This is a genomic window from Mucilaginibacter sp. RCC_168, from assembly GCF_041355315.1.
In the GTDB taxonomy this organism is placed as follows: Bacteria; Bacteroidota; Bacteroidia; order Sphingobacteriales; family Sphingobacteriaceae; genus Mucilaginibacter.
In genome coordinates, this window is the sequence record NZ_JBFUPN010000007.1 from 205,744 (window position 1) to 227,298 (window position 21,555).

Annotated in this window: 20 protein-coding genes; 12 read left to right on the forward strand and 8 right to left on the reverse strand. The window is 40.9% G+C overall.

The features are described from left to right. Positions 1 to 20 precede the first annotated feature (20 nt). The 3 genes from rsmG to AB6735_RS08465 are packed head-to-tail and all read right to left on the reverse strand — an operon-like array spanning position 21 to position 2,351. Positions 21 to 647 carry a 16S rRNA (guanine(527)-N(7))-methyltransferase RsmG gene (gene rsmG / locus AB6735_RS08455; protein ID WP_370995493.1) on the reverse strand — a complete coding sequence of 209 codons (627 nt, stop codon included), beginning with the start codon at positions 645 to 647 and terminating at the stop codon, positions 21 to 23. Next, a complete protein-coding gene (locus AB6735_RS08460; protein ID WP_370995494.1) occupies positions 637 to 1,242 on the reverse strand; it encodes an RNA polymerase sigma factor in 606 nt (201 codons plus the stop codon). The genes rsmG and AB6735_RS08460 overlap by 11 nt, the downstream gene beginning before the upstream one ends. Continuing rightward, entirely contained in the window at positions 1,233 to 2,351 is a 1,119-nt protein-coding gene (locus tag AB6735_RS08465) for a glycosyltransferase (RefSeq protein WP_370995495.1), read from the reverse strand. The genes AB6735_RS08460 and AB6735_RS08465 overlap by 10 nt, the downstream gene beginning before the upstream one ends. A 272-nt stretch (positions 2,352 to 2,623) precedes the next feature. Between AB6735_RS08465 and tgt the strand changes: the two genes are divergently transcribed. The 5 genes from tgt to AB6735_RS08490 all read left to right on the forward strand — a co-directional run bounded on the left by tgt (position 2,624) and on the right by AB6735_RS08490 (position 8,071). Continuing rightward, a complete protein-coding gene (tgt, locus tag AB6735_RS08470; RefSeq protein ID WP_370995496.1) occupies positions 2,624 to 3,754 on the forward strand; it encodes a tRNA guanosine(34) transglycosylase Tgt in 1,131 nt (376 codons plus the stop codon). 105 nt (positions 3,755 to 3,859) lie between these two features. Further along, positions 3,860 to 4,963 carry an LptF/LptG family permease gene (locus AB6735_RS08475; RefSeq protein WP_370995497.1) on the forward strand — a complete coding sequence of 368 codons (1,104 nt, stop codon included), beginning with the start codon at positions 3,860 to 3,862 and terminating at the stop codon, positions 4,961 to 4,963. After that, positions 4,960 to 5,868: a DMT family transporter gene (locus AB6735_RS08480; RefSeq protein ID WP_370995549.1), complete on the forward strand. Its 909-nt coding sequence runs from the start codon at positions 4,960 to 4,962 to the stop codon at positions 5,866 to 5,868. The genes AB6735_RS08475 and AB6735_RS08480 overlap by 4 nt, the downstream gene beginning before the upstream one ends. Before the next feature lie 1,020 nt (positions 5,869 to 6,888). After that, positions 6,889 to 7,167, forward strand: a complete 279-nt coding sequence (locus AB6735_RS08485) for a LapA family protein (RefSeq protein ID WP_370995498.1) — start codon at positions 6,889 to 6,891, stop codon at positions 7,165 to 7,167. A gap of 16 nt (positions 7,168 to 7,183) precedes the next feature. Continuing rightward, complete coding sequence (locus AB6735_RS08490; RefSeq protein WP_370995499.1) at positions 7,184 to 8,071, forward strand: NAD(P)-dependent oxidoreductase; 888 nt, start codon at positions 7,184 to 7,186, stop codon at positions 8,069 to 8,071. A gap of 120 nt (positions 8,072 to 8,191) precedes the next feature. On the opposite strand, the gene ispE is transcribed toward AB6735_RS08490, so the two are convergent. Further along, positions 8,192 to 9,028 carry a 4-(cytidine 5'-diphospho)-2-C-methyl-D-erythritol kinase gene (gene ispE, locus AB6735_RS08495; protein ID WP_370995500.1) on the reverse strand — a complete coding sequence of 279 codons (837 nt, stop codon included), beginning with the start codon at positions 9,026 to 9,028 and terminating at the stop codon, positions 8,192 to 8,194. A gap of 150 nt (positions 9,029 to 9,178) precedes the next feature. On the opposite strand from ispE, the gene AB6735_RS08500 reads away from it, so the two are divergent. From AB6735_RS08500 to AB6735_RS08520, 5 genes are all read left to right on the forward strand, one after another. Further along, complete coding sequence (locus AB6735_RS08500; protein WP_370995501.1) at positions 9,179 to 10,000, forward strand: thymidylate synthase; 822 nt, start codon at positions 9,179 to 9,181, stop codon at positions 9,998 to 10,000. A gap of 241 nt (positions 10,001 to 10,241) precedes the next feature. Next, a complete protein-coding gene (locus tag AB6735_RS08505) occupies positions 10,242 to 10,724 on the forward strand; it encodes a dihydrofolate reductase (RefSeq protein WP_370995502.1) in 483 nt (160 codons plus the stop codon). 114 nt (positions 10,725 to 10,838) lie between these two features. Continuing rightward, positions 10,839 to 13,829 carry a protein translocase subunit SecDF gene (gene secDF, locus AB6735_RS08510; protein WP_370995503.1) on the forward strand — a complete coding sequence of 997 codons (2,991 nt, stop codon included), beginning with the start codon at positions 10,839 to 10,841 and terminating at the stop codon, positions 13,827 to 13,829. Between the two features lie 127 nt (positions 13,830 to 13,956). Further along, complete coding sequence (locus AB6735_RS08515) at positions 13,957 to 15,270, forward strand: NAD(P)/FAD-dependent oxidoreductase (RefSeq protein WP_370995504.1); 1,314 nt, start codon at positions 13,957 to 13,959, stop codon at positions 15,268 to 15,270. Between the two features lie 103 nt (positions 15,271 to 15,373). Next, positions 15,374 to 16,225 carry a hydroxymethylglutaryl-CoA lyase gene (locus tag AB6735_RS08520; protein WP_370995505.1) on the forward strand — a complete coding sequence of 284 codons (852 nt, stop codon included), beginning with the start codon at positions 15,374 to 15,376 and terminating at the stop codon, positions 16,223 to 16,225. A gap of 130 nt (positions 16,226 to 16,355) precedes the next feature. On the opposite strand, the gene AB6735_RS08525 is transcribed toward AB6735_RS08520, so the two are convergent. From AB6735_RS08525 to AB6735_RS08540, 4 genes are all read right to left on the reverse strand, one after another. After that, positions 16,356 to 17,591 carry an ROK family protein gene (locus AB6735_RS08525; RefSeq protein WP_370995506.1) on the reverse strand — a complete coding sequence of 412 codons (1,236 nt, stop codon included), beginning with the start codon at positions 17,589 to 17,591 and terminating at the stop codon, positions 16,356 to 16,358. Between the two features lie 215 nt (positions 17,592 to 17,806). Continuing rightward, complete coding sequence (locus tag AB6735_RS08530) at positions 17,807 to 17,986, reverse strand: hypothetical protein (RefSeq protein WP_370995507.1); 180 nt, start codon at positions 17,984 to 17,986, stop codon at positions 17,807 to 17,809. Beyond that, positions 17,976 to 18,527, reverse strand: coding sequence for a DUF2071 domain-containing protein (locus tag AB6735_RS08535; protein ID WP_370995508.1), 552 nt, complete (start codon positions 18,525 to 18,527; stop codon positions 17,976 to 17,978). Before AB6735_RS08535 ends, AB6735_RS08530 begins: the two co-directional genes overlap by 11 nt. Positions 18,528 to 18,857: 330 nt before the next feature. Further along, on the reverse strand, positions 18,858 to 20,276 hold the full coding sequence (locus tag AB6735_RS08540; RefSeq protein ID WP_370995509.1) for a dienelactone hydrolase family protein: 1,419 nt from the start codon (positions 20,274 to 20,276) through the stop codon (positions 18,858 to 18,860). A gap of 217 nt (positions 20,277 to 20,493) precedes the next feature. Between AB6735_RS08540 and AB6735_RS08545 the strand changes: the two genes are divergently transcribed. Then, positions 20,494 to 20,874 carry a hypothetical protein gene (locus tag AB6735_RS08545; protein WP_370995510.1) on the forward strand — a complete coding sequence of 127 codons (381 nt, stop codon included), beginning with the start codon at positions 20,494 to 20,496 and terminating at the stop codon, positions 20,872 to 20,874. Positions 20,875 to 20,877: 3 nt separating this feature from the next. Further along, positions 20,878 to 21,387 (forward strand): Imm26 family immunity protein, encoded by a 510-nt coding sequence (locus AB6735_RS08550; protein ID WP_370995511.1) that lies wholly within the window; start codon positions 20,878 to 20,880, stop codon positions 21,385 to 21,387. Positions 21,388 to 21,555 lie beyond the last annotated feature (168 nt).

Here is a 21,555-nt window from a genome sequence, read left to right on the forward strand (position 1 = left end):
CATGTAAAGGCAGCATTAGCCTAACCCTTCACGTAGATCACCTGCTTGGTGTTAAAAAACTCTTCTGTAAAATAATCTTTAAGATGATATTGTTGCACTTTGAGGCCAGATTCCTTGATCTCCTGCTCCAGATCGCCACCTTTAAGGTATAGGATCCCATTAGATAAGGTATTTTTTGAATCTTTATTGAACTTACCACGCACCCATGGATAAAAATCTTTGAGTTGCGTAACCGCCCGCGATACCACAAAATCAAACTTTTCATCCAATTGTTCGGCCCGCAAGTGTGAGGCTTTTACATTGGTTAAGCCCAGTGCCTTAGCCACTTCCTGTACTACTTTTATTTTTTTACCGATAGAATCAACCAAATGGAACCGGGTATCCGGGAATAAAATGGCTAACGGTATACCCGGAAAACCGCCCCCTGTACCTACATCCAGCACGTTTTCATCTGGTAAAAAGGTCATTACCTGAGCAATCCCCAATGAATGCAGCACATGACGCTCATACAACAGGTCGATATCTTTGCGCGATATCACATTGATCTGGCTGTTCCATAAATTATATAACTCCGGCAGTTGTTCAATTTGAGTACGTTGTTTCGCGGTCAGATCCGGAAAATATTTGAATACGATATCAGATGTCATCCCTGTTAAAACGGTTAATGATATTACCCAGTAAATATCTGGCCCTAAACAATTGTGCTTTAACCGTACCCAAAGGCAAATCAAGCTGCTGGGCTATTTCCTCGTATGACAATTCATCAAAATAGCGCAGTGTGATCAAATTTCTATACCGGTGTGGCAGGCTTTCGATCAATAACTTAAGCTCCTGTGTTTGTTGTTTTTTGATTGATGTTTCTTCAGGATTCAAAACATCAGCTTTTATTTGTAGTGGTTTTTCGTCCCCATCATCATCGGTCATTCCGTGGATAGATTGGGTATTGAGCTTCTTTTTACGGATGAAATCTATACAATTATTGGTAGCCACCCTAAATAACCAGGTACTAAAAGCATAATCGGGTTGATACTTATCCAGTTTTTCAAAAGCTTTGGCAAAGGTTTCAACGGTAAGATCCATCGCATCCTCCTTGTTGTTAACCATTTTTAAAACCATAAAATAAATAGAATCTTTATACCTGTGCATCAAGTCGGCATAGGCCTTTTGATCACCCTCGCGAGCTCTAACCACAAGGTAAAAATCATTCTTCGCGTTATCGGTAAAGTTGGCGTTTATTTCCATTGGGTTGTTTTTAAAAATGTCCCGATCAGCCCAAAAACATTTAAATACATATAATATATAACGTCAAAAAATGGTAAATACCATATCAGATCTTTACCATCAAGCTTTTTAAATATCTTACTGTATATAACAAGCTGTAATATCAATCTAAAGCCAAACAAACCTAATGCCAGCAGGGGCTCATATTTAAAAACCAGAGATATTATAAGCAAAATATAATACAGAAAACCGCTCATAGCATCAAAGCTGAGCATTCGCCTGTGCCGGTTTTTATACAATTTACCAACTCCCATATGGCGTTTCTTTTGCCTGTACCACGACGCTAAAGTTGTTTTCGCACTGGTATAAGTGAACGTTTCCGGGTGTATCTCTATAATCGTATTATCAATAGTAGCATGCTGGTTTACAAACAGATCATCATCGCCGGATATCACATGCATGTGCGAAGCAAAGCCTTTTTGACTAAAAAACAAAGTTTTAGTATAACCTAAATTACGACCGATACCCATGTATGGATCTCCATTAAGCGCAGCTGACAAATAATTTATAGCTGTTTTAATAGTTTCAAACCGCACAAACGGATTCAAAAAGTTACGGGTTTTATAATAAGGAGAGTAACCTAAAACAATCTGGGCCTTGGTACTAAAATTAACTGCCATGCGTGTTATCCAGTTTTCGGAGGCAGGCTTACAATCGGCATCAGTAAACAGCATATACTCATTCTTTGCGGCTTTTATTCCGAGGGTAAGAGCGAATTTTTTCCCGGTTTTAAAGCGATCATGTTCTGTTATGGTAACCACTTTTAAATGCGGATACTCCCGTTGCATATCGTTTAAAACATCATTTGATGAGTCATAAGAGCAATCATTGATCACCACTACTTCAAAATCGGGGTAGTTTTGCTTGAGTATAAAAGGCAGGTTTTCCTGCAGATTTTTGGCTTCATTGCGTGCGCTTATAATTACCGAAACAGGTATCAATACCTCTGGTAACTCCTCCGCTGGTTTATATCGTGAAAGGCGGCTATGGTTACTTATCAGGTAATACAACTGAACAATAAAACACAGCTGAAAAAGAATGAAGAGCGCGTTGTGAATATAAGTTTCCAAGCAGTTATAATATCAGGCAAATTTGTTAAAAATCGCCGGAATAAAAGTGGTCAACATAGGTTTATTTCGTGATTATTACACACACTGGCTTGTTTTTTTCCACACTGGGGCGGAGTAAGGATAAAGGAACAAGGATTAAGGATTATAAATGATGAGAAAAGATAACTTACATAAGTGTAAACCTGCCGAATTTTTATCTTTTGTTTCTTAATCCTTGTTCCTTTATCCTTTAGTCCTTTATCCGCTTTATTTGTTAATTTTGCAACCTCAAAATGAAATTTAATTTAACAGCACAAGACCCGCTTTCAAAAGCCCGCGCAGGTGAAATTACCACCGATCACGGCACCATACAAACCCCTATATTTATGCCCGTTGGTACTGCCGGCACAGTAAAGGCAGTGCATCAGCATGAACTTAAAAATGATATAGAGGCGCAAATTATTTTAGGTAACACCTATCATTTATACCTCAGACCAGGTCTTCATACACTTGAACAGGCCGGGGGATTGCATAAATTTAATGGCTGGGATGGACCTATTTTAACCGATAGCGGCGGTTACCAGGTGTATTCATTAACCGAAGTACGCAAAATAAAAGAGGAAGGTGTTACTTTCCGTTCGCATATTGACGGCTCAAAACATCTGTTCACGCCAGAAAATGTAATGGATATTCAGCGCATTATAGGTGCCGACATCATCATGGCTTTTGATGAATGTACCCCTTATCCTTGCGATTATCACTACGCCAGACGATCAATTGACATGACACACCGTTGGCTAAAACGTTGCTGCGACCGCCTTGACAGTACTGAACCAAAATACGGATATAGCCAAACGCTTTTCCCTATTGTACAAGGCTCTGTATATAAAGATCTGCGCGTAAAATCAGCAGAAGTTATTGCTTCTTACGAGCGTGAAGGTAATGCTATAGGCGGACTTTCGGTTGGCGAACCTGCCGAAGAAATGTATGCCATGACAGAAATTGTTTGCAATATATTACCGGAGCAAAAACCACGTTACTTAATGGGTGTAGGTACACCGATTAATATATTGGAAAATATAGCCTTAGGAATTGATATGTTTGATTGCGTTATGCCAACCCGGAACGCCCGCAATGGTATGCTTTTCACTAAAAATGGCATTATCAATATCAAAAACGAGAAGTGGAAAAATGATTTTTCAGCCATTGAAAGTGATAGCGAACTGTTTGCCGATAAAAATTATACAAAAGCATATTTGCGCCATTTAATACACTCGGGCGAGATGCTTGGAGCTCAAATTGCTACTTTGCATAATCTCCATTTTTACCTGTGGCTGGTTAAAGAGGCGCGCAAAAAGATCATATCCGGTGAGTTTTATAACTGGAAAAATATCATGGTTAAGCAACTTGGTCAACGATTATAGCCGTTCAATATTTCATTGGTTCATTAGTTTATTAGTCTTAACAATATTAATAACAGCTCATATGAAACCAATGAACCAACGAGCCAATGAACTAATAAACAAAAAATGAAGGCTTTTATTCACCAGCATCTGAAGGTTATTGACAGGTTTATTATGGGTAAATACCTGGGCACTTTTGTGTTTACCATGGGTATTTTTGCTGCTGTATCGGTAGTGTTTGATGTATCTGAGAAGCTGGATAATTTTACCAATAAACACGCTTCATTACACGATATTGTATTTCAGTATTATGCAGGGTTCGTCCCCTTTTACCTGAATATGCTATCGCCCCTGATTAACTTTTTGGCGGTAATTTTCTTTACAGCCAAAATGGCCAACCAAACAGAAATTGTACCTATTTTAAGTGGAAAAGCCAGTTTTAACCGCTTTTTAAGGCCTTATTTTATAGCTTCTACTATCATATTTATCGTATCCTTTTTTGCTAATGTCTACCTCATTCCGTATACCAATCACCTAAAAAACGACTTTGAGAATGCCAATGGTATAACTGATAATGACCCTACTAAAATTGAGGTACATATGCAGATAGACAAACATACTTTTGTATATCTGCAAAACTATGATCCAACCGTACATACTGGATATCAGTTTATTATGGAAAAGTTTAATGGAGATACCCTCCGTGAAAAATTGATTGCCCAACAGGTTACCTATGATTCGGTTAAGAGGGTTTGGTCATTAAAAAACTATACAGTTAAATATATAAACGGCCTAAAAGAGCAATTTATCAATAGTCCGACGCCAAAAGACACTACGCTTGATATGCACCCGAGCGATTTTGTGGTATATGATAATGTGTATGCTGCTATGTCCCTAAAGGATTTAAATAAGAATATAGATAAAGAAAAACTACGCCGTCCGGAGGTTCTAAACAATCTTTATTATGAGAAGTATCACCGTTTTATATACCCTTTGTCTGCCTATGTTTTAACCATTGTGGGCGTAGCCTTGTCATCCCGTAAGGTACGGGGCGGTGTTGGCTTACCGCTGGGAATTGGCATTATACTCTGCTTTACCTATATTATCGTAGAGAAATTTTCCATAGTATTCTCAATAAAGGGAGGTGTACCACCCATTTTTACCGTTATGATCCCTAATACTACGTTTGGCTTACTCGGTTACTATTTACTCTTAAAAGCACCAAAATAGTGGTTACGAAAAGCGGTAAAGAAAGCCTTAACAAGAACCTGATCATACTCCATTTCACTGTTTTTATCTGGGGATTTACCGGTATTTTGGGTAATCTTATTACTATTTCGGCAGTACAACTGGTATGGTACAGAGTGATGATTGCCGTTATATCGCTGTTTTTATATTTCAATTTTAACAAAACGGCTATCAGGGTTGACCAAAAAACCTTCCTAAAAATGTCGCACACAGGCGCTTTAGTGGGTGGTCATTGGATACTTTTCTTTGCCTCTATCAAGCTATCTACGGTTCCTGTAACGCTGGTTTGCCTGTCCAGCATCACTTTATTTACGGCAATATTTGAGCCTTTGTTGAACAAAACAAAGATCTCAAAACTGGAGATCATGGCCGGATTACTGATCATAACCGGCATTGTTTTGATATTTAAATTTGAATCACATTACACTAAGGGTATCATTACCGGACTTGTAAGCGCCGTTTGCGCTAGCCTTTTTTCGATCATCAATTCAAAATTTATAAAGAACCACGAGGCTCCTATCATCGCTTTTTATGAGTTAACCGGTGCGTTTTTCTGGATCTCGATATACCTTTTATTAACCAATGGGTTTAACAGATCGCTCCTTTTAAAACCCAGCGATATCGGGTATCTGATACTGCTTGGCACTGTATGTACATCACTCGCATATGTTGCCGGGGTATCTGTTATGCGTGAGCTTTCGGCTTTTAAAGTGGCCCTGATCACCAACCTCGAGCCGGTTTATGGTATCCTGATGTCATTCATTTTTTTGGGTGATATGAACAAAATGACGGTAGGTTTCTGGGCAGGAGCAGTCATTATTTTGTCTACAATATTCCTGTATCCGGTAGCTCAAAAGCAAATCGCTAAACGAAAAGCAAGGCCTTAATCCTTCCTACTTTATTCCCTCCGACAGCACTTTTCCTGTAAACACCATATTATTTCATCGGTACTTTACCCTCTCTATAGCTACAAAAATCACCGTCAGATTCTTTGTATTTGGTGCTGGCAAACCTCGATAGGGGATAGAAAGGTATCGGATTTTAAGGCCATTTTTAGGCCTTGTATGGCATTATTTTTTTTCGCCGGGTTTCTCACTGTTTAAACATCCTTGCGCGTAACAGCGCCAAAATTCACTTTTTAGTTAGTGTACTAAATAAAAAATTAAGCAATTACGACAAAATACCATCTAAACTCCTTTTAAAACAAAAATTATATTCAAAAGTTTTTCAAATACTTATTTTACTAAATTTATAAAATTTTAATAATCAAATATTTAAAGAGATTATAAAAAGTAAAAATTAAACAAAACAGATTTAACTAAAACAATAAAAACTAAAAAAATTAGCAACAAAAGTTCAAGTAGTTAAATAATGTATTTATATCACTAACATTCAGATAAATAAAAGCTCTTATATAACTAACAACTACAGACAAGGAGATTAATTTAAAAGTTTACAGATAGTGTTATGAACTTAAAAACAAGGAATGAAATAAAATTGGCCAGACATACCCAGTTGTATACAAAAAATTAAATTCGGTGAATTTTTTTGGATTCTCAGCGGAGGAACAGGAGTCTGTTTTCGGGCCACAGAACATGGCGGTATAAGAAGGGAGAACAGTCAAAACGCAGCAGAACCTGGATCGCCAAATCAGGTATATATTCAGCAGTCCCGACCCTGTCAAAATAACGGTTTCATTTTGTTCAGCTTTCTTCCAGGGTTAAAATTCAAAACCATCAAAAACAGATTCCATTTTTATACGACGATCGAAAACCAATTTTTCAGGCGTCCTGTTTTACCTCCCTGCTCCCGCCATGTTTTTCAGTTTTCAAAAAGTGCTTAATGAAAATGATTTTTAATAAAGATTTAAAAACCGGATATTGTAAAAACTGTTAAACCAAATCGTCATGAGCATTAAAACAATCACCATAATAGTTATCACCATTTTGCTCACTGCGGCATTGGTGCAAAACACAGACAAGGTTCCATTCGCTTTTTTATTTTCCAATTTTTATATTTCAAAATTGACGATGATGGCCGTGGTAGCCGTTGTAGCTTTTATTTTAGGTTGGCTTGTTGGCCGCCCCAAGAAAGCAAAATTTGACATTGGAGGTTATCATGACAACATCCACAAAAAAGAAGGCCCCAATACACTAAGCGACGAGGACAGGGAGTACATCAGCTAATAGCTATACAACAATTATGGAAAAGAAAATCGGATTTATCGGCCTTGGTAACATAGGCATGCCCATAGCCCAAAATCTCATCAAGTCGGGTTATCACTTACAGGTCTATAATCGTACTCATTCAAAAATAGATGAGCTTGATGCTGCTTACGTCACCAAATGCCAAACACCTGCTGATGCATCCGAGGGAGTCCACATCGTGATCACCGTACTTTCAGATGACGACGTACTGAAAGAAATAACCTTGGGCGATCAGGGTATTCTGGAGAAGTTACCTGAGCATGCCATCCATATTTCCATGAGTACCGTCGCGCCCGAAACATCCGAACAACTTACCCTGCTTCATGAAGAAGCCGGCAGTCACTATCTGGCCGCTCCTGTGTTTGGCCGGGCAGAGGCCGCTGAGGCCCGTAAACTCTGGATCTGCGTATCCGGCAATCAGCATGCCAAGGATACGGCCAAACCTGTACTGAATTGCTTAGGCCAGGGTGTGATTGATTTTGGAGAATCTGCGGGCGGAGCAAACGTGATAAAAATTGCAGGTAACTTTATGATCATGGCTTCGATGGAACTCATGGCGGAGGCTTATACCCTTGCAGAAAAGAACGGACTGGACCGGGCACAGGTAGCCAACTTTTTTGGATCGACACTGTTCAATGTTCCTATTTTTCAGAATTATGGCCGGGCTATTGCCAATAAGCAGTACGAGCCGGTAGGTTTCAAATCAAAATTAGGCTATAAGGACGCGCGTCTGGCATTTAAACTATCCCAGACAAGCCAGACACCCATGCCACTCGTAAATGCCTTACACAGCCGCTTATTGAGCGCCGTGGCAAAGGGCTGGGGCGAGACTGATTGGGTAGAAGCTATTGGACGGGGCGTGAGCGAAGATGCGGGAGTTTGATTAATTCGGATTTCGGATGTTCGACTTCGGATTTTTTTGAATGCCTGATTTTTTTCAATTAATCATGTAGAGTTTTGTTAAGCACGACAAAATCCGAAGTCGAACATCTGAAATCTCAAATTATAAATAAAACACTTCATTCTCTGCTTCCAAATGTTGCAGGTTGGGGGTTTGTTCAAATATGCCAAATACCGATGCTCCGCTCCCGCTCATGCTGGCGTAGATGGCGCCAGCTTCATACAAGGCTGCTTTAACACCTCGTATCTCCACATGGTTTTTAAATATCGATGCTTCAAAATCATTCTTGATATATTTTTTCCACTCGGTGATAGGTTCCGCAATGAGATCAAATAATGATTCTTTTACAGGGGTTGGTTTAACCCCTCTGAAAGCCTCGGCGGTTGATATGTGAATATCAGGCATCACCAAAGCGATTTTATATTTGGACAGATCCAATCTGATCGATTCAAACTCATCACCCTTCTCAAAAGCGAAGACCGGTTTATTCTCGATAAAGAAGGCACAGTCAGCACCAAGTTTGCGTGCATAACCGGTCATTTCAGCAACAGACAGCCCGAGTTCAAATTGCTGATTCATCAGCCTGATAAAATAAGCGGCATCGGCCGAGCCCCCGCCCAGTCCGGCCCCTATCGGAATATTTTTATGCAGATGGATACTCACCGGCGGCAGGTCATGGTCATTTTTTAATAAATGATAACCTTTAATGCACAGGTTGTCCTCTACCCTGCCCGGGATATCCAAACCGGATGATTCAAAACTCAGCTTATCGCTCACTACAACCTCAAGCGCATCTTTAATGTTGATGGGGTAAAAAATGGTTTCCAGATTATGATAACCGTCAGGCCGGCGTTCGATAATGTTGAGGCCAATGTTTATTTTTGCGTTCGGAAAAAGGATCATAGAAAAAAGACTAACACCGCGTGTATTTTTGCACATCGGTTAGGATGTCAAAATTAGATTATTTTTCTTTGCCTTTTAAAATTGTTCATTGGTTCACTGGTTCATTAGTTCATTAGGCTCTTCAAAACTTAATCAACTTAATCCAACCACTCACCAATCAACCCAATCTAATTTAATCAACCAAAAATGAAACAGTATCTCGATTTGATGAGCCATGTGATGGAAACCGGCGCGCAAAAGCATGACAGGACAGGAACCGGTACGGTAAGTGTGTTTGGCTACCAGATGCGTTTCAACCTCAAAGATGGTTTCCCAATGGTGACCACCAAAAAATTGCACCTTAAATCCATTATTCATGAACTCATCTGGTTTTTGAGCGGCGATACCAATATCAGCTATCTGAAAGAAAACGGAGTACGCATTTGGGATGAGTGGGCCGATGCCGAGGGTAACCTCGGGCCGGTGTACGGCTACCAGTGGCGTTCATGGCCAAAACCCGACGGTGGTCACATTGACCAGATAACCCAGGTGGTAAATCAAATTAAAAACAATCCCGACTCGCGCCGCATGATCGTATCGGCATGGAATGTTGCAGATGTGAACCAGATGGCCCTGCCCCCTTGCCATAGTCTTTTCCAGTTTTACGTAGAGCCCCCTAACCCACTGAAGGGAGAATCAAGAGGCAAGCTGTCTTGTCAATTATATCAGCGCAGTGCCGATATATTTTTGGGTGTACCGTTCAATATCGCTTCCTACGCTTTGCTGACAATGATGATGGCACAGGTATGTGATCTGGACTATGGCGACTTCATCCATACTTTTGGCGATGCCCATTTGTACAACAACCATATGGATCAAGCCCGTTTGCAACTAAGCCGTGAACCACGCCCCCTGCCAACCATGAAGATCAATCCTGAGGTAAAAGACATCTTCGCTTTTAAGTTTGAAGATTTCACTTTGGAGAATTATGATCCGTGGCCGCATATTAAGGCAGCAGTGGCGGTGTAGTTGTCTGAATCAGAATTTTCAGAATTTAAAAATTAACAGAATTTTATTAATCTTACAACAATTAATGCCCACACGTCATTGCGAGGTACGAAGCAATCCCCGATCTGTAGAGTCACCCTGTACAGCATAAAGATTGCTTCGTACCTCGCAATGACGTAATAGGCAGGATATACTACTACTGAATTCAGGAAATTCTCAAATTCTGAAAATTCTGATTCAGACAAATGACTAAATGACGATAATGACCACATCTATCATAGTTGCCATAGCCAAAAACCATGCTATCGGCAAAGACAATAAACTACTCTGGTATTTACCCAATGACCTGAAACATTTTAAGGATGTCACCACCGGGCATACGGTTATCATGGGCCGCAAAACCTATGAATCGGTTGGCAAACCATTACCCAAACGCCGCAACATCGTAGTAACCCAACAGTCCATCGCTATTGAGGGCTGTGAAGTTGCAGGCTCTATAGAAGATGCCCTGGGGCTTTGCGCCGGCGAGGATGAGGTATTTATTGTTGGAGGCGCCCAAATTTACCGGCAAGCCTTACCGCTAACCGATCGTATCTATTTAACGGTGATCGACCAGGATTTTGATGGCGATACTTTTTTTCCGGAGCTGGATCCGCAGGAATGGAAAGAGATGGAACGGAAAAATTTTGAGCCTGATGAAAAAAACAAGTACAGGTACTCCTTCATCACGTTGGAACGTCGGTAACATTTTCTGTCATCAAATTGTTTTAATTTAAAATTTCATGCTTGCGAAATTTTATTAGATTTGCCGTCTTATTAAAAAAAGCTTATAAACTAATTAATTACATATTATAATTCGATGCAAGGTAAAGGGGTTATTAAATTTTTCGCCATTCTGCTGGCTGTAGTATGCTTATACCAGCTGTCTTTCACGTGGGTGGCGCGCAAAGTTCAAAGTGATGCCAAAGTATATTCAAAGGGTGACCCTAAGAAAGAAACAGCGTATCTGGATTCGATGTCTTCACAACCGGTATATCCGTTGTTCAAACACAATTATCAATACGTTCTTCAAAGAGAATTGGCATTAGGTCTCGACCTTAAAGGCGGGATGAACGTTACCATGCAAATTTCGCTTGACGAGTTGGTAAGGAAAATTGCCAACAACAATCCGGATGTTGTGTTTAACCAGGCTTTGGCAAATGCCGACAAATTACAGGCTAATGCACAAACCACTCAAAAGGATTTCATCACACTTTTTGTTAGCGAATACGAAAAACTGAATCCGAACGGTAAACTGGCCGCCATCTTTTCAACAAAAGACAACCAGGACCATTTGAAGTTTAACGCTTCAAACAGCGAGGTTGCTGCTTATTTGAAAGATCAGGCTAATACCGCGGTAAAACAATCGTATACGGTTTTAAATACCCGTATCAACCAGTTTGGTGTTACGCAACCTAACATTCAGTTAGAGCAAAGCTCAAATCGCATTTTGGTTGAGCTGCCAGGTGTAAAAGAACCGGAGCGTGTCCGTAAGCTATTACAAGGCTCTGCCAAGTTAGAGTTCTATGAAACTTATGATAATGCCGAGGCTTATCAATACCTGATCAATATTGACAACTTGCTTGCCGCAAAAAACAAAACAGCTAAAGCAGATTCATCAAAGGCTAAAGCTACAACAACAGCTGCCGCCAAAACTGACACTGCCGCCAAAGCGGGTTCATTATTGAGTAAGGTTCAAAAGAATGCTGCTAAAGATACTTCTGCATCGGCGTTGGCCAATAAAACGCAATTGGCTGCATTGCACCCACTGTTTTCAGTGTTGTCCCTAAACGTTATTCCTGACGCAAGCGGACAACAGCAATTAGGTCAGGGTCCGGTTGTAGGTTATTCTCCGCTGAAAGATACGGCTAAAGTTAACTCTTACTTGCATAACGCCGATGTGCAGGCGGTAATACCACGCAACCTGAAATTTCTTTGGGAAGTAAAACCTGCAAAAAATAGTAAGGACAAAATATTCGCATTATATGCGATCAAATTAACAGGCGCTGAAAACGGCCCGGTATTATCGGGTGATGTGATCAATGACGCGCGTGCTGATAATGATCCTAAAGGAAATCCGGAAGTTGTGATGATCATGAACTCCGAAGGCGCCCAAAAATGGCGTACAGTTACTGCTGAGGCATCGTCAGGTACCAACAAAAAATCAGTAGCGATTGTATTGGACGATAATGTATACTCTGCGCCAGTCGTTCAGAATGAAATTTCCGGTGGTGTATCTTCTATCTCTGGAAACTTTACGATTGAAGATACTAAGGATTTGGCCAACGTATTAAAAGCTGGTCGTTTACCTGCTCCGGCTCACATCATATCGGAATCTGTAGTAGGTCCGTCATTGGGTCAGGAAGCCATCAATGCCGGTGTTACTTCAAGTATATTAGGCTTGGTTGTGGTATTGATATTCATGATCGCTTATTACAACCGTGCGGGTACTGTAGCGGTTGTAGCGGTTGTCATCAACATATTTTTCCTGATGGGTGTATTAACCAGCTTAGGCGCGGTATTAACTTTACCTGGTATTGCCGGTATCGTACTCACGCTGGGTATTGCGGTTGATGCCAACGTACTGGTTTACGAACGTGTTCGTGAAGAATTGGGCTTAGGTAAATCATTAAGAATAGCTGTAGCCGATGGTTTCAAACACGCTTTACCATCTATTCTCGATTCACAGATCAGTACTTTCTTAACCGGTTTGATCCTGTTCATCTTCGGTTCGGGCCCGATACAAGGTTTCGCTACCACATTGATGATCGGTATCATTACCTCATTGTTCTGCTCATTGCTGATCTCAAGGGTTATATTTGAGTGGATGCTTGATAAAGGTTGGGATATCAAATTTTCACATCCATGGAGCTCACATACCTTCAAAAATGCCAATTTCAAATTCGTAAAAAATCGTTTCAAGTTTTACGCGTTCTCAGGTATATTCATCTTAGCTGGCTTAATATCCATCTTCACCCGCGGTTTTAGTTACGGGGTAGATTTTGAAGGCGGTCGTAACTATATCATTACCTTCCCTAATAAAGCCGTTACTACCGAAGCCATACATGATGCAGTTGATGCTACATTAGGCCGCAGTACGGAGGTCAAAACATTTGGTGCTGATAAAATGAGTATCACCACAAACCTGTTGATCAAGGATAACAACGCTGCTACTGATTCTAAAGTAAGGAGCACATTGATCCAGGCTTTAGGCACCAAAGAGGCAACCCGTATAACCGATAAGGATATAGTAGGTTTCTCAAAAGTAAGCGCTACTGTTGCTGATGAATTAAAAACATCAGCCGTCTACACCGTATTGTTCGCTATATTTGTTATCTCAGCCTATATCCTGATCCGTTTCCGCAAATGGCAGTTCAGTTTGGGTGCGATGGTAGCAACCGCGCACGATGCTCTACTGGTATTATCATTCTTCTCTTTATTCAGAGGTATACTTCCATTCTCGCTGGATATTGACCAGGCGTTCATTGCAGCGATATTAACGGTAATCGGTTACTCGATCAATGATACCGTGGTAGTGTTTGACAGGATCCGCGAGTTCCTGGAACTGCACCATGCTAAAACTGATAACCCTGAAGAAGTAATTAACCAGGCTATCAACAGCACATTAAGTCGTACCATCATTACCGCTTTAACCGTGGTGTTCGTATTAATCGTATTGTTCATATTTGGTGGCGACGTGATCAAAGGCTTCTCCTTTGCGTTATTGATCGGTGTGATCTTCGGAACATACTCTTCAATCTGCGTAGCAACTCCGGTTATTGTTGACTTTGGTAAAAAAGACCTGAGATAAACACTCCGTAAATTTATTTATAAGGCCCCAAAGAACATTTGGGGCTTTTTTTGTTTCTATAAATATTCGAGGCATTTAAAAAGAGACACATTTGTTGTATCTCTGCATAAAATAAAACACCTGTGCTATGAACTTAACAGACAGCTCAAAATTCCCACTGGTAGTTATTGTTGGCGGAGGCTTTGGCGGCCTCCAGGTAGCCAAGCATCTTAAAGAAAAGCCCGTTGATGTTTTAATGCTCGACAAGCATAATTATCATACTTTTCAACCACTTTTATACCAGGTGGCTACGGGAAGCCTCGAGTCGGAATCCATCGCTTTTTCGCTGCGTAAAAACTTTGCCAATCAAAAGAACTTCAGGTTCAGGATTGCCGAGGTGCTTAAAGTAAATGCCGAAAAGAACACGATTGACACTACCATTGGCGAAATAGCCTATGATTATCTTGTGATAGCTACCGGCTCAACCACCAATTTTTTTGGGAATAAGGATATCGAAAAGTTTTCGATGCCTATGAAATCTGTACCGGAGGCACTTAACCTGCGATACGCTGTATTGCAAAACATAGAGGAAGCCTTACTAAAAACTACCAAAGAGGAACGCGACCCTTATTTGACCTTTGTACTGGTAGGTGCCGGGCCAACCGGTGTAGAACTATCCGGAGCATTGGCCGAATTACGTAATCATATCCTCGCTAAAGATTATCCCGAGCTCAAAAAAGAGGATATGAAGGTATACCTTGTTGATTTCCTGCCAAAAGTATTGGGGCCTTTTTCTGAGGAAGCATCAGCCGCGACTAAAGAGTTTTTGACCAAAATGGGTGTTGAGGTACTTTTAGGCGTAAAAGTAGATAGTTACGATGGCGAAGAAATCAAGTTTGAAGGCGGTAAAACCATCCGCACTAAAACCGTAATATGGAGTGCCGGCGTTATGGGTGTAGTGCCAGAAGGTATTGACCCTAACTTTATTGAACGCGGCAACAGGATCAGGGTTGATAGCATTTGCCGTGTGGTAGGCACTAACAATATCTTTGCCATTGGCGATGTGGCAGCCATGATAACCGACGAAACCCCAAAAGGCCACCCTGGTGTGGCACAGGTAGCTATACAAATGGGTCAGCATGTGGCCAAATCTATAGCCCAGCTCATCAACCATGAACCAACAACACCTTTTAAGTATTTTGATAAAGGCTCGTTAGCCACTATTGGCCGTAATAAAGCCGTTGCCGACCTGGGTAAAATAAAGTTCCAAGGATTTTTTGCCTGGCTCATATGGCTGTTTGTCCACCTGATATCGCTTTTAGGTGGCCGTAACAAGGTGATCGTGTTTATTAACTGGGTATCCAGCTATATTACGTATAATGGCGGCACAAGGCTTATTATCCGCAAATTTGAACGTGAGGGCCTTACCGAAGATCAGCACCTACCAAAAACGGTTGATTGATTCCGAAGTCTTAGGTCCGAAGCCAGAAGTCTTTAGTTAAAACGCAAAAACGTCAGACTTAAAAACTAACTTTGGACTATAGACCTCAGACTTAGTACTTGAAATGAGCATAAAAATAACCGAATGCCCCCGCGATGCCATGCAGGGCCTGCATGATTTTGTACCTACTGATATCAAAGCGGCTTATATTAACCTGCTGTTACAGGTAGGTTTCGACACTATTGATTTTGGCAGTTTTGTATCTGCTAAAGCGATACCACAAATGCAAGACACTGCCGAGGTATTAAAAAAGCTGGATATGAGCAATGCACGATCAAAACTGCTGGCTATTATTGCCAACTATCGCGGTGCCGAAGATGCTGTTAAACATGAGGAGATCACCTACCTGGGCTATCCCTTTTCTATATCCGAAACTTTCCAGCTTCGTAATACCAATACTACAATGCCGCAGGCTTTTGATAATGTAAAACGGATAAAAGAGCTATGTGCAGCTAATAATAAACAATTACTGGTTTACCTTTCCATGGGCTTCGGTAACCCTTATGGCGACGAATGGAATACCGGCATTATTGAACACTGGACAGAACAACTTATTGGTCACGACGTCAAGAACATAGCCCTTGCCGATACCATTGGCATTGCCCAGGCAGCACAGATCAGCAGTATTTATCCCGACCTATGCCGTAAATTTCCTGAAACAGAATTTGGCGTCCATCTGCATTCTACTCCTGATACCTGGCAACCCAAGATAGAAGCGGCTTATAAAAGTGGGTGTAAACGCTTTGATGTGGCACTAAAAGGTTATGGAGGCTGCCCAATGGCCGCAGATGACCTCACAGGCAACATCGCCACCGAAAATCTAATAGAGTACCTCCATTCGCAAAACGAGCCCCTGGAGCTTGATTCGGCCAAATTCCAGGAAGCTATGGATTATTCAGGAAAAGTATTTTCTTAGATGTGCAGATTTCAAATGTGCAGGTGTGCAGATGATAAATGTCACCCCCATTAGTCATTAAATTATAATTCAAACAATCTGCACATCTGAAATTTGCACATCCGCACATCTAATCTTGTTCGCACATCTATCAGGCCACAGCTTTCGCTGCTTTGCTTATTTTTGCTTTAACATTTTTATCAAAATTTTCCATTACCAGTACTGCTGCCCCAATCAGTTCGGCGTCAAAGCCAAGCTCCGATACCAGTAACTCAGTGCCTCCTGCAAGCCTCGGGATACAGTATTTATGCAGAGCCTGCTGAATAGGCGCCATCAATATCTTAGCTACTTTGGCTCCCCTGCCGCTTAATACGATATTGGCAGGGTTCATGATATGGATAAGAATGGCCAGCGCCTTCCCTATTTTATAACCCGCATCTGACAGTAGTTCAATAGCAAACTGATCGCCATTGTTGGCTGCTTCCAGTACGGCATCACCCATGAGTTTTGAGTGGTCATTATCGTTACTGTTATATTTTAAACTGGTAATACGCCCCTGTTGAATACCTGCAATGGCTTTTCGGGCGACAACCAGCATAGATGCTTCTGCTTCAAGGCAGCCACGCTTTCCGCATTCGCAAAGCGCACCATCCTCTGATAAAGGTATATGGCTTAATTCACCGGCAAAACCATTATATCCACGGAATAATTTACCATTTACGATCATCCCCAAACCAATGCCCCAACCCAGGTTGATGACCATAACCTCATTTTGCGATTTGGCTATTCCGAATTTTTGTTCGGCCAGGGCTATCAAACTCGAGTCGTTGTCGATATAGGTAGTAATACCTGTTTTGGCAGTAAGATAGGCGGTCAAACTTTCGCCACCGGCGTCAAGGTAAGTGTAATTGATACCTTCGGTAACGTTGATAAAGCCCGGCATACCAATACCAATACCGGCTATCTTTTCTTTGGCAACGCCTGAGCCTTTAATATAACTGTTGATCTCCGAGGTCAGTTTAGCCAGAGCGTCAGGATTGTTAAGCAGTTTAAGCTCAAAAGTAACCATATCAGCTACAGCATTATTCAGCAGGTCAAAAAGCTGGATACGTGCCGTAAGCTGGTCAAGCGCTATAGCTAAAATATACATAGTATTAGCCTTTACCGAATACATCAGCGGCCTGCGGCCTCCGCTTGAAGGGGCGTAACCATCCTCAACAACAAACCCCTCGTCCATTAATTCATTTACAGCTTTGGCAATCGATGGTATGCTTTTATCAAATAGTTCACTTAATCCCGCACATGACATCGCTTTATTAAAATAAAGCGTTTTAATGATCATATTTTTTAGCCTACTGCCCTTGATGCCTTTATTCTCCAGTTCCATTCAATAATTTATAATTGGGTTTATAACAGGCAATGCCTTAGTGTTTTGAATTGTATAAAAATAAAAATAAAGTATTTAACTACAACTGTAATTATTACACTCAATAAGGGTACCTGTACAATTGACAAAATTAATGAAACAATTGCCTACAGCACGTAAAAAAAGATATTACCTGAACATGCTGCCTTTATTTTCCGGAACATGTTCATGCCTATTTATTTCACAACCGCTTTATCTGGTTTTGACGACCATTCATGCGGAATATTGATCATGATCAGCGCATTATCAAACTTTACAGATCCTTTCGGGAATATTGATTCATCCTCAAAATAGCTCGATCTCACCTTGCTCACTTCCAGGGCTTTTACTTCCCATTGATTGGTTTCAAGCAGCAAGCCTTCGTATTTGTTTCCGTTGGGTGAGTACCCGGTTGACCCCCGCTTTAAAAAATTCAGATGCCGTTGCAAGGTCTCCAAAAACCGAATCAGGATTTAAAGTAGCTGATAACGTGGCATCTATACTAATGAAAGCTCCGTCAGAGCTTTCAAAGCCAACATGATACTTTCCTTCATGTTCATCAACATCAAACAAAGCCCTGTAGTGTTTTCCCGGGAATATCCTGCCGCCTGCAAGTGTATTGAACAGCGACGAGGTATCCCGCCGGGGTATGTATACCCCCTCTTTGGTTTGGCCATCCTCCTGCCACTCTACAGCTATACGGTGCGCCCCGTTCTCAGATCCAAGACCCACAAAAGCAGGTAAACCTTTTGGCCTCACCTGCTTGAGTCTGATGAGGCAGATACCCGCAATGGCTTTGCCTTTTATTAGTTTAGGGGTAAAAGGCGGCGGCACCATGGTTTGGGCTACTTCCGCATCAATAGCAAAATTAACCAGTATGCGGCGGTCGATAATTCCGGTTATTGTAGGGATCTTCATGGTTAAAAACTTTTTAAACCTATTATTTTAACACTTTTTTAATTGAAAACAGGATAAATCCAGCTCAAAAAGCATCGATTTTTTGATTAAAACTATCAATTTTAACACTTTTTAACAAATTTTTGGCAGGTTTTGAAAGGTTTAAGAAGTATTAATATATTCATTTTCAAATAATCAATTACTAAACGATTGATTCTCGGCTTGTTTGTGCCTTAATTAAAACGGCCCGGTACTCTTGTTAAAAGAGTACCGGGCCGCTATTATCTATAAATATATCGAAAATTATCGGCAAACTAAAACTTCGTATAACAGCGGATGACGGCGCCTTTATCAGTTACGTTTCTGGGCAAAAAGCCAGTCCCATAAACCAGGTGTGTTATTAACCCGGTCCCAGATATTATGCCCGTCATTGGGGAACTCGGTATATTTAGGATTTCCGCCTGCTTTTTTGATGGCGTTGATCATATCACGTGAACCGCTAACAGGAACATTTTTGTCGTTGGCACCGTGGAATGCCCATACCGGGATATTGACGATCCGGGAGGCCAATTTAGGATCTTCGCCTCCTGCAACAGGTATCGCGGCGGCAAACATATCCGGCCGGGTACAGATAAAATGCCAGGCCCCATAACCACCTCTTGACAGCCCTGTAACATAGCGTCTTTTTACATCTATCCCCGGTTCTTTATCCAGTGAACTGATGGCTTCATAAACCAACGAATCAACCGATGGATAATTAGGGATACCTCCCCAGCCAGATCCGGGCGGGCAATTTGGTATAAAAAGAAATGCAGGATAATTTGCTCTGTTAATATCTGTTGATAATACCTCAGCTGCCACAGCGCCTTCCATTTGCCTGATCTTATCCGTGGCGGGTTGGCCGCCGTAAGGAAGACTTACAACCAAAGGATACTTCTTTGCGGGATCGAAATTTAATGGCTTGAGTAAATGATAGAACAAGGTATCGCCTTTACTGTCCACATAGGTGCGGGATTCAAATAACCGAGCCATCGTTTGGGTTTTTTCAAAATTTACAGCCCCCCAATATATGGACGAATTAGCGTCGGAAGTCAGCATCACTCCCGAAATTATTGCGATAATCAAAGCCAATGTTCGCGCTATACCCAATGTAACTTTTACAGATTCCTTAACCGGACTTGTGTTTTCTTTATTTAACAACTTAATTTCATTTAAAAAATGCATGATAAACGGAATGTAAATTAAGCTGCCAGGTATTGATGTCCATTGGGCAATTTTTGCTAATATGCTATTTAATTGCACATCTTTTGAAAACAGGGTCCAGACAGTAGTTGAAACCAAAATCAAACCGACTACTAATATAAAAGCCCCTCCTATCCTTAACCAAAACCTTTTCCTGGTACTTGAAAATAGAAGGCTTAGCGCGGATACAATGCCGATACTTAAAGAAGTAAGAACCATAGGCATATAATAATTGAGTAATGCCCTTGATGTTAATAGCATTAAAACAAGAGCCGCAAAACAAAGGTTTACTATGATAGAGGCTATCAAGGTATAGAAAGCAGCCCAATACTCCCGGTAATAATAATACTTTAACAAGAATATTCCTCCTGTTAAAGCAATTGCATTTATTACTAAAAACCAGGCAGCAAATGAACTCAGCGTATAAACCTGAACACCGGTCCAAATTTGCGTTACGCTTTGGAATAAGCTGCAAGCAACAGTCAATCCTAAAAAAAAGATCCCGAAATTATATAGACTTTTGTTCATATGCTTATGGATAAGGAAGTAATTCAGTTCAAACTACACGAACGCTTTTGATTGTTATAAGTAAATATATGCTTATTTTAATAATATTTTTTCTATTCCTGATCAGGGGGGACAGCCTGGAACCTTAGAAAGTTTAATACCTGTTTGGGGAAACGGGAGAGCTGCTGTCGATGATTTTCAAAACGGAAACTATTGGACAGGGGCGTTTCACACGGCAATGGCTATTTCCGATGTTTTTTTGGTTAAAGCTGCATATACCGCTTTGGCGAAGGTTGCTGTCGTAGGAATTGCTAAATTAGCGGCGGAAGAGGGAACAAACTTAGTTTACCGTGGACTTGATCCTATAACCCAAGAGGTTAAATACGTTGGAATTACAGCGAGAGATTTTGCTGTTAGGGAAGCAGAACATAAAGCCGCCATTGGAACGGGTAGAGAATTGTTAGATTATGAAGTCGTGGAGGGGGCAACTGGTCTAAGCAGGAGAGGGGCCCGTATTTTGGAACAGAAGTTAATTAACGATTATGGTTTGGATAATTTATTGAACAAAATAAATTCTATAGCACCTAGTAAGTGGTCGCTATATGGTATAACCCCTTAAGATATGGCAAGAACAACCACAAAAATAGGAGATGTATTTTCCGTTAAACTGGACGATAAGAGTAAAAAGTATTTTCAGTTGATCGCTTTTGATTTATATCAATTAAACAGCGATGTAATAAGGGCATTTAAAAAAGTTTATTCTATTGACACAAATCCCGATCTATCAGAAATCACAAAAGGTGAAGTAGATTTTTATGCTCACTGCGTAACAAAATTCGGTATAAAGATGGGTCTATGGGAAAAGGTAGGTAATATCGCTAATGTAGGTCAAACAGATCATATCATATTTAGAGGTACAAGTGACCTTGGACATAAGCGTGGTGAAGAACCTATAAAAATATCAGAAAAATGGTACGTATGGAAGCTTGGCGACCTTCAAACAGTTCGGGTAGGTAAATTAGAAGGTGAAAATAGAAAAGCAGAAATTGGATTAGTAATCAATCCGCTCGGGATTGTACATAGAATAAAAACAGGGAAATATCTATTTGAAAATTATCCAGGATTTGAATAACTACAGGAGTTTACCGACTCGCATTTAGGCGCATATGCTTTTTTGTCAGGCCCAAATCACATACTGGTCGAGTTTGGAGGGCAGGAAAAGCGGGCAAAGGCAAATCGTCCTAAAATATTTTAGGCTTTCAGCTTAAATGAAATAAGTAAGCCCGTCCGCCAGTTGGCA